The sequence below is a fragment of the Streptomyces sp. NPDC003327 genome (assembly GCF_053589515.1).
Genome location: NZ_JBSFSA010000086.1, coordinates 1 through 7,533, shown reverse-complemented (window position 1 = coordinate 7,533; position 7,533 = coordinate 1). Strand labels below are relative to the sequence as shown.

Annotated in this window: 4 protein-coding genes and 1 pseudogene; 4 read left to right on the top strand and 1 reads right to left on the bottom strand. The window is 72.5% G+C overall.

The features are described from left to right. Positions 1-110: 110 nt before the first annotated feature. Positions 111-1,844 (bottom strand): glycoside hydrolase family 6 protein, encoded by a 1,734-nt coding sequence (locus tag ACWDVG_RS31365; protein WP_451704297.1) that lies wholly within the window; start codon positions 1,842-1,844, stop codon positions 111-113. 717 nt (positions 1,845-2,561) lie between these two features. Here ACWDVG_RS31365 and ACWDVG_RS31360 point away from each other — a divergent pair. The 4 genes and pseudogenes from ACWDVG_RS31360 to ACWDVG_RS31345 form a co-directional block, all read left to right on the top strand. After that, positions 2,562-5,462: a glycoside hydrolase family 48 protein gene (locus ACWDVG_RS31360; protein WP_451704295.1), complete on the top strand. Its 2,901-nt coding sequence runs from the start codon at positions 2,562-2,564 to the stop codon at positions 5,460-5,462. 206 nt (positions 5,463-5,668) lie between these two features. Beyond that, complete coding sequence (locus tag ACWDVG_RS31355; RefSeq protein WP_451704293.1) at positions 5,669-6,817, top strand: LacI family DNA-binding transcriptional regulator; 1,149 nt, start codon at positions 5,669-5,671, stop codon at positions 6,815-6,817. After that, complete coding sequence (locus ACWDVG_RS31350; protein WP_451704291.1) at positions 6,798-7,343, top strand: SigE family RNA polymerase sigma factor; 546 nt, start codon at positions 6,798-6,800, stop codon at positions 7,341-7,343. The genes ACWDVG_RS31355 and ACWDVG_RS31350 overlap by 20 nt, the downstream gene beginning before the upstream one ends. Further along, a pseudogene (locus ACWDVG_RS31345) lies at positions 7,343-7,533 on the top strand (hypothetical protein); the annotation flags it as partial. The gene ACWDVG_RS31350 and the pseudogene ACWDVG_RS31345, both read left to right, overlap by 1 nt.

Genomic DNA, 7,533 nt, shown 5'->3' with positions numbered 1-7,533 from the left:
CCGGCGCCGGCCTCCGCCGCCGCGCCGGCCCGCCCCCCGGAGCCCCCCGCCCCCCGCTCGTCGGCTCGCGCGCTCGTGCCCCGGCCGCGCCGGGGCACGGCGGGCGAGGCCTACAGCGCCGGGTGGGCGTTCTTCAGGAGCTCCTGGAACTGGGCGGAGAACCACTTGCCGGAGAGCGGGGCGTTCGGCAGCGCGCCCGACATGCTGTTGCCGTTACGGGCGTTGCCCGTGTACGTCGGGTCGCACATGCCGTCGAAGCCCTTGCCCTCGTCGTTCGGGATCTCCTGGCTCGCGCCGTCGGACTCGCCCGGCGGCTTCATCCAGACGTACGCGTCGATGCCCGCGGCCGGGGCCGCCTGCGGCCGTTCGCCGAGGCCGGCACCGGCCTGGTTGCACCAGTTGCCGGGGTGGATGCGCCGGTCGTAGCGGCCGCCGTTGACGTACGTGTCGACACTGGTGGTCGCGCCCGGGCCGGTGGGCCGCTGGGTGCCGCCCCAGCCGTTGCGGGAGGTGTCGATCAGCATGCCGAGGTTGCTGTCGAAGCCGAGCGAGACCAGCTTGGCGCGCATGGCCTGGGCGTACGACAGTTCGTCGGTGTACTGGTTCCAGTCGATCCACTTCGACGTGCGCACGGAGGTGCCGTTGACGCTGTCGGTGATCTTGAAGTTCTCCTCCTTCAGGGCGCTGTAGTTCGCGGTGTTGACGATGAAGCCGTGGACGTTGGAGACCGTGGAGCCCTCGGCGGTCGCGGCCTGCTTGAACAGTTCGGCGGACGGGCCGAAGTTGGAGTCCCAGCCGAGCCAGCCGTGGTGACCGGCGTCGACGTAGTTGTAGACGTTGGCGATCGAGCCGAGCTTGGCCAGCGCGTAGCCGACGCCCTTGATGTAGTTGCCGTTCTCCTTCATGACGTTGCAGTTGGCCGTCTCGGTGGGGCGGCCCGCCACGTTCGTCACGAGGTTGGGCAGGGAGTCGATCTCGACCGTGGTGACGATCCGCAGGCCCGCGTACTTCGGGTCGGCGAGGATCGCGGCGATCGGGTCGATGTACTCGGTCTTGTAGCGGTTGATCTCCGTCGGGCCCAGCTCGCCGTTGGAGGCGAGCGCGGCACAGTCGCGGCCCGGCAGGTTGTAGATGACCAGCTGGACGACGAGCTCGCCGGTGCCCTTCTGCTTCAGGGCCTCGTCGAGGTGGCCGCGCAGCCCCCTGGCTCCGTTCGTCCCGTTGATGGCGGCGATGCGGTCGAGCCAGACGCCGGTCGGCTGGTTGGCGACCTTGGCACCGCCGGGCTCGGCGGCGGCCTTGGCGGACCAGTCCGGGTTCACGTACACCTTGGCGCCGGCGTACGGGTTGTCGGCCTTCGAGCCCGGCGGCGGGGTGGTCGGCGGCGTCGTGGGCGGGGTGGTGGGCGGCGTCGTCGGCTCGCCGGCGCCGTTGCACGTGACGCCGTTGAGCTTGAAGCTCGTCGGGATCGCGTTGGTGCCGCTGTAGGAGCCGTTGAAGCCGAAGGAGGTCGAACCGTTGGTGGCCAGCGTCCCGTTGTACGACAGGTTCTTGGCGGTGACGGCGGCGCCGGACTGGGCGATGGTGGCGTTCCAGCCCTGGGTGACCTGCTGGTTGCCGGCGTAGGACCACTCCAGGGTCCAGGAGGCCACGGGGTCACCGGTGTTGGTGATGATCACGTTGGCGCCGAAGCCGGTGCTCCACTGGTTGGTGATCTGGTAGTCGACCTTGCAGCCGGGGGCGGCTGCGCCGGCGGTCGCGGTGCCGAGGGCGGTGGCCGTGGCACCGGTGGCGGTGACGAGGCCGAGTGCCGCCAGGAGGGCGGTGCGGCTGGTGCGGCTCATGGGGGTGGGTATTCCTTTCAGGGGGTGGGACCGCGCAGGTGGTCGCGCGGTCCGATGCCGAATGCGGTGGGTGTGCCGTCGTGCGAACTGAGCAGTGCGGAGCTCGAGTTGCGGTCTCGCCCGCCGGCAGAGGAACCTCGGCGGCCACGAGGGCGGGGGTGTCGTTCCTGCACGTCCCGCGGGAACAGGTGGTGAGGTCGTGGACGTGCCGAGCGGCGGCGAGGCTCTCCGCCGGTCCGGTGGGGGCGCACGCGAGCCACTGGCCGAGGTCGTCGGCGTACGCGATGCCGGGAGTGGAGGGTGGCGTCCTCGGGGCGCCGCATGTCGGTCCACCGTGCAGACGGGTGCGGCCGCGCTCCTGAGACCGTACCCGTGACGGCGAGCGGGGCGCTCGCCGTCGGGAGCGCCGCTCCTGCGAGCAGCGCGGACAGGCGTGGGGGATGTCGCATGAGCGAGTCCTCGCAGCGAGGGCGCACCCCTGACGGTGCGCCGACTGGATGGAATCGCTCCCACTGGTCGGGCAGACCGTAGCGGCAACGGGCGCCAAGGAAAAGAGGAGTTGAGCAAATTCCCCGTTACCTGACTTCGACTCTTCGCGCATCTTGACGCGGTTGTCGCCCAACTGCACAGTGGGAGCGCTCCCACTGGTTCAAGGCTTGACTGTCGAAGGTTCAGCTCTGCGCATCCCCTCCCCGAGCCGCGAGGAGAACCACCCGCATGGCACGACGACGACCGACAAGACCGCTGACCGCACTGGCCGCGGCCCTGTCCCTCCCCCTCGGCCTCCTGGCCGTCGGCGCCACCACCGCCCAGGCCGCCGCGGTGCAGTGCAGCGTCGACTACAAGACCAACGACTGGGGGTCCGGCTTCACCGCCGAACTCACCCTCACCAACCGGGCCGCCGAGACGCTCAACGGCTGGACCCTGACCTACTCCTACGCCGGTGACCAGAAGCTCACGAACGGCTGGAGCGGCACCTGGTCCCAGTCCGGCAAGAACGTCACGGTGACCAACGCGTCCTGGAACGGCACTCTCGCCGCCGGCGCCGCCGTCACCACCGGCGCCCAGTTCACCTACACCGGGACCAACGCCGCCCCCACCTCCTTCGCCGTCAACGGCACTCCCTGCCGGGGCGCCCACCAGCCGCCCGTCGCGGTCCTCACCAGCCCCGCGCCCGGGGCCGTCTACAGCCAGGGCGACGCGGTGCCGCTCGCGGCCACCGCCGCCGCGGCCGACGACGCCACCGTGAGCAAGGTGGAGTTCTACAGCGACACCACGCTCCTCGGCACCGACACCACCGCGCCCTTCACCCACAGCGCGACCGGCCTCGCCACCGGAGCCCACTCCCTCTACGCGAAGGCCTACGACAGCCTCGGCGCCTCCGCCGAGTCGGCCCCCGTCGGCATCACCGTCGCCGCCGGTCCCGCGCTCGTCGCCTCGCCGAGCCAGCTCGGCGTCCGCCAGGGCTCCACCGGCACCTTCGACCTCAAGCTCTCCACCGCGCCGACCGCGAACGTCACCGTGAGCGTCGCCCGTACCTCGGGCAACACCAACCTCACGGCCACGCCGGCCGCCCTCACCTTCACCCCGGCGAACTGGAACACCGCCCAGAAGGTGACCGTCGCCGCGGCGGCCACCGGCACCGGCTCGGCCGTCTTCACCGCGACCGCCCCCGGCCACGCCAAGGCCGAGGTGACCGTCGCCCAGCTGGCCGCGGACTCCACGTACGACGCCCGCTTCCTCGACCTCCACGGGAAGATCACCAACCCGGCCAACGGCTACTTCTCGCCCGAGGGCATCCCGTACCACTCCGTGGAGACCCTGATCGTCGAGGCCCCCGACCACGGGCACGAGACGACCTCGGAGGCGTACAGCTACCTCATCTGGCTCCAGGCCATGTACGGCAAGATCACCGGCGACTGGACCAAGTTCAACGGCGCCTGGGAGATCATGGAGAAGTTCATGATCCCCACCCACGCCGACACGCCGACCACCGGCTCGTACAACGCCTCCAAGCCGGCGACGTACGCCCCCGAGTGGGACCTGCCCTCGCAGTACCCGGCCCGGCTCGACTCCGGCGTCACCTCCGGGTCCGACCCGATCGCCGCCGAGCTGAAGAGCGCCTACGGCACCGACGACATCTACGGCATGCACTGGATCCAGGACGTCGACAACGTCTACGGCTTCGGCAACGAGCCCGGGAAGTGCTCCGCGGGACCGACGGCGACCGGCCCCTCGTACGTCAACACCTTCCAGCGCGGCCCCCAGGAGTCCGTCTGGGAGACCGTCACCCACCCGACCTGCGACAACTTCACCTACGGCGGGCGCAACGGCTACCTCGACCTGTTCACCGGGGACGCCTCCTACGCCAAGCAGTGGAAGTTCACCAACGCCCCCGACGCCGACGCCCGCGCCGTCCAGGCCGCCTACTGGGCCGACCTCTGGGCCAAGCAGCAGGGCAAGGGCGCCCAGGTCGCCGGCACCGTCGGCAAGGCCGCCAAGATGGGCGACTACCTGCGCTACGCGATGTTCGACAAGTACTTCAAGAAGATCGGCAACTGCGTCGGACCGACCGCCTGCCCGGCCGGCACCGGCAAGAACAGCGCCCACTACCTGATGTCCTGGTACTACGCCTGGGGCGGCGCCACCGACACCTCGGCCGGCTGGTCCTGGCGCATCGGATCCAGCCACAACCACAGCGGCTACCAGAACCCGCTCGCCGCCTACGCGCTCAGCTCCTACGCCCCGCTCAAGCCCAAGTCGGCGACGGGCCAGGCGGACTGGGCCACCAGCCTCGACCGGCAGCTGGAGTTCTACCGCTGGCTCCAGTCGAGCGAGGGCGCCATCGCGGGCGGCGCCACCAACAGCTGGCAGGGCCGCTACGCCACCCCGCCGGCCGGCACGCCCACCTTCTACGGCATGTTCTACGACGAGAAGCCCGTCTACCACGACCCGGCGTCGAACCAGTGGTTCGGCTTCCAGGCCTGGTCGATGGAGCGGGTCGCCGAGTACTACCAGCAGACCGGCGACGCCGAGGCCAAGACCGTCCTCGACAAGTGGGTCACCTGGGCGCTCTCCAAGACCACGATCAACCCCGACGGCACCTACCGCATCCCGTCCACCCTCCAGTGGTCCGGCGCGCCCGACACCTGGAACGCGGCGAGCCCCGGCGCCAACAACGGGCTGCACGTCACCGTCGCCGACTACACCAACGACGTCGGCGTCGCCGCCGCCTACGCCAAGACGCTGACCTACTACGCGGCCAAGTCAGGCCACGCCGAGGCCAAGCGCGTCGCGAAGGCCCTGCTCGACGGCATGTGGGCCCACCACCAGGACCCGCTGGGCGTCGCCGTGGAGGAGACCCGCGCCGACTACAACCGGTTCGACGACCCCGTGTACGTACCCAACGGCTGGACCGGCGTCATGCCGAACGGCGACGCGGTGAACTCCACGTCCACCTTCGCCTCGATCCGCTCCTTCTACAAGAACGACCCGGCCTGGCCGAAGGTCGAGGCCTACCTCGCGGGCGGCGCGGCGCCCGTCTTCACCTACCACCGGTTCTGGGCCCAGGCGGACATCGCCCTGGCCATGGGCTCGTACGCGGAGCTGCTCGAATAACGGCCCGCCCCGCGAGAGCGGGCTCCGCGTACGACGAAGGCCGGGTGGACCCCAGGAGGGGGCCGCCCGGCCTTCGGGCCGCGCGGCGGGGCCCGGACTCCCGGGCCCCGCCTGGACAGCTCGGAGAGCGGCCGCTTAGGGTCGGGATCCGCATCAGGGACGGGCCGACGGCGCCCGCGACACAGGGACATCCGAGGAGCGCGTCTGTGGTCACCCTCGCCGACGTCGCCCGCCACGCCGGCGTCTCCGCCAGCACCGTCAGCTACGTCCTCAGCGGCAAGCGGTCCATCTCCGCGCCCACCCGCGAGCGGATCCGGCGCAGCATCGACGCCCTCGGCTACCGCCCGCACGCGGGGGCCCGCGCCCTCGCCAGCGCCCGCACCGACATCCTCGCCCTGATGATGCCGCTCCGCACCGGCCTCTACGTGCCGGTGATGACGGAGATCGCCATGGCCGTCACCACCACGGCCCGCACCCACGGCTACGACGTGCTCCTGCTCACCGGAGAGGAGGGCCCCGAGGCCGTCCGCCGCGTCGAGGGCAGCGCCGTCGCCGACGCCATGATCGTCATGGACGTCGAACTCGACGACCCCCGCCTGCCCCTGCTCCAGGAGGCGCAGCGCCCGGCCGTCCTCCTCGGACTCCCCGCCGACACGGCCGGACTCGACTGCGTGGACCTCGACTTCGCCGCCGCGGGCGCCCGCTGCGTCGACCACCTCGCGGACCTCGGCCACACGTCCGTCGCCGTCCTCGGCGAACCGCCCGCCGTCCACGAGCGCGGTACGGGCTACGCCGCACGCACCCTCACCGGTCTGCGCGCCGCGGCGGCCGAGCGGGGCGTCGGCCTGCTCCACCGTCCCGTCGACGGCACCTACGCGGCCGTCGCCGCCGCCGTCACCCGCGTCTTCGAGGAGCGGCCCGCCACCACCGCGTTCGTCGTCCAGAACGAGGCCGCCGTCGAACCGCTCCTCGCGCTGCTGCGCCACCAGGGGCGGGCCGTGCCCGAGGACGTCTCCGTCGTGGCCGTCTGCCCCGACCAGGTCGCCCTCCACGCCTCCGTACCGCTCACCGCCGTCTCCCTCCCCGCCCGCGAGATGGGCCGCCGGGCCGTCGAACGGCTCGTCGCCCGGCTCGGCGGCGCGGCGCCGCAGGGGACGGAACTGCTCGCGCCCCGCCTCACGGCGCGGACGAGCACCGGTCCCGTGGCGGGCGCCCCGCTCACGGCTGCAGGGCCCGGCACCGGCGCCGGCGCGGGCGCGACCACCGGCACCGGCACCGGCACCGGCGCGGGCCGTGTCGTTCCCGCCGCGTCCGCACCGCACGTCGAGGAATCCCGTGGCCTCGCGGCGAACTGAGCGCCACGAGCGCGACCACGCGACCGAGTTCCGGGCCTTCTTCGAGGGGCACTACGCCGAACTCGCCCGCCTCGCTCACCTGCTGACCGGCGAGACAGACGCCGCCGACGACCTCGCGGCGGACGCCATGCTCGCCCTGTGGCACCGCTGGGACCGCGTCCGCGCCGCCGACCACCCCGCCGCGTACGCCCGGGGGGTCGTCGCCAACCTCGTCCGCACCCGCATCCGGGGCACCGTGCGCGAACGCCGCCGGATCGCCGCCTTCTGGGACCGGCGCCCCGAGCACACCGAAGACCCCGACGTCCCCGCCGTCGTCGACGTACGGACGGCGCTGCGCTCCCTGCCCTTCCGCAAGCGCGCCTGCGTCGTGCTGCGCCACGCCTTCGACCTGTCCGAACGGGACACCGCGCTGGCGCTCGGCGTCTCGGTCGGTACGGTCAAGAGCCAGACCGCCAAGGGGATGGCCGAACTGCAGCGCCTGCTCGGGGAACGGGCGGCCACCGAACTCGCCGCGGGGAGGCGCTGATGGACGAGGCACGGCTCCGCCGCGAGCTGCGGGACGCGGCCCTGGCCCACCGGCCCGACCACGCCCGCATGCTCGCCCGCGTGGAGCGCGGCACGGCCGGACCAGGGGCGGCGCCCCGGGCCGTCGCCCGGCCGCCCCGCGCGCGCCCGCGCTGGGTGGCGGCCGCCGCCGTGGCGGCCGCCGTCGCGGG

Bases quoted from the DNA above. Each gene is read 5' to 3' on its own strand.
- ACWDVG_RS31365 (WP_451704297.1), bottom strand. From the start codon at position 1,844: ATGAGCCGCACCAGCCGCACCGCCCTCCTGGCGGCACTCGGCCTCGTC.
- ACWDVG_RS31360 (WP_451704295.1), top strand. From the start codon at position 2,562: ATGGCACGACGACGACCGACAAGACCGCTGACCGCACTGGCCGCGGCC.